The sequence below is a fragment of the Halanaerobium sp. genome (assembly GCF_003070835.1).
Window position 1 is genome coordinate 1 of the sequence record NZ_QBLR01000459.1, and the last position, 1940, is coordinate 1940.

Genomic DNA, 1940 nt, shown 5'->3' on the forward strand with positions numbered 1-1940 from the left:
AAATTATAACTTCGACTTTTGAGGATTTTTCTTTTAGTATTTCTGCCGCTTTCAAACCGCTCATTTTAGGCATCTGAATATCCATTAAAACTAAATCTACATCATTTTCTAACGCCTGAAAGACTGCTTCCTCCCCATTACTAACTTCAGCTTTAATTTCTATTTCCTGACTATATAGTTTTTGAATAAAGAATTTTATTGCTTTTCTTTCTAAATGTTCATCCTCAGCTATTAAGATATTTATCATTATATCCTCCTTTTGAAATATTTTATTCATCAATAGGAATTCTAATTATTACTTCTGTTCCTTTATTAACTTTTGAATTAATATTTAATAAATTTTTACCATAATGTAATTTTAATCTTTTAATCACATTTAAAAGACCAAGACTTTTCCTTTTATCAGATTCAATTTTGTGTTCTTCATTTAAGATATCTACTAACTTCTGTTTTTCTATGCCAATTCCGTTATCTATAATCTTAATTATTAAATAATCCTCTTCTTTATCAATCTCTATTAAAACCTTACCTTCTGATTCAATATCAGCTAGACCATGAATTATAGAGTTTTCAACAATTGGCTGGATAATCATCGGCGGAATTTTAAAATTGGATAAATCACCTTCAGTTTTAATTCTAAAATTCATCTGTTCTTTGAATCTGGTTTCCTGAATCGTTAAATAAGCTTTTAAAACTTCAATTTCTTTATTTAATTCAACCATTTTCCCTTTATGATCTAAGTTATATCTCATTATTTTAGAAATTGCGATAATAAGCTCTTGAGTTTTAGCTGCATTTTCAAACATTGCAGTTCTAGAAACTGTATTTAAGGTGTTAAATAAAAAATGAGGATCCATCTGCATCTGCAGATTTAAAAGTTGAGATTCTTTCAACAGCCTCTCTTTTTCTATATTCTGCATCTTTTCCTGATTTAGTTTATTCTCCACCTCTGATTTTTCTTTTAATTCTTTGATATATTTGCTAATATTATTTTTCATTAAATTAAATGTCTGTCCTAAAATATTTAATTCTCTGTAATTTATTTCTTCTATATTTTCAATTTCCCAGTGGCCCAAAGATAAATAACGGGCAAATGAAGACAATTTTTCTATAGTCTCTAAAATATTATTTGCCATTAAAACAGCAAAAATAAAAACCGCTATACTAATTAAAATAACAAAAAAATAGATGCTTTTAGTTCTGTTTTGAGTGTCTAATAATAAATTAACATAATTGCTGCTGTGATAAGCAAGATAGGAATTAATTAAATTCTGTGTGTGACTGCTTATATATGAATAAAGAGTATCAATATCTATTAACATTTGATAAGTGTTTTGATTTAGAATATTAGAGTTAAATAAACTTGAAACTAATTGATCATGATATTCCAGCATATTACTGAGATTTCTATAAAAAGTCTTGCTTTTTTGGTCCCTACTGATTTCATCTTCAATTTCAGTCATTAATGCTGCTATTTCAGCTCGTGAATTTTGATAAAGCTCATTATTTTCTTCACTTCTTTCCTGAAAATATTGATCAAAATAACGAGAGTTTTCTGTTATTTTCAATGATAATTGGTTAAGTTTAAAGTTGGTATCTACATTATTTTGATAAACCTCAATCTCTTTATCTCTTCGAAGAAAAGAAAGGAAAAAAACTACATTCAATATTAATATAATAATAATAAAAATACTTATAATTCTACTTCTAATAGATCTTTTTGGCTTTTTTATGAAATCTATAATTCTGGAAAATATAATTAACACCTCCAAGAATTTGCTGACATTTTTTTAAAGACTACTATTATAATGATACTACTTTAATTACTAAAGTGTCAAAATATCATTTGAATTAATTTCAAAAAAAAAGCTCAGCCATTTAAGACTGAGTTTACTGATCCCTGACCAATTATAATTTGAAATTGTCCTGAATTAACAAAG

General features: G+C 26.1%; 2 protein-coding genes. Both read right to left on the reverse strand.

The genetic code is table 11. The features are described 5' to 3' along the window. A partial coding sequence (locus tag CI949_RS20420; protein ID WP_290769872.1) for a LytTR family DNA-binding domain-containing protein occupies positions 1-247 on the reverse strand: 247 nt, incomplete at its 3' end. 22 nt (positions 248-269) lie between these two features. Continuing rightward, complete coding sequence (locus CI949_RS20425) at positions 270-1766, reverse strand: sensor histidine kinase (protein WP_089722817.1); 1497 nt, start codon at positions 1764-1766, stop codon at positions 270-272. Between the last annotated feature and the right edge of the window lie 174 nt (positions 1767-1940).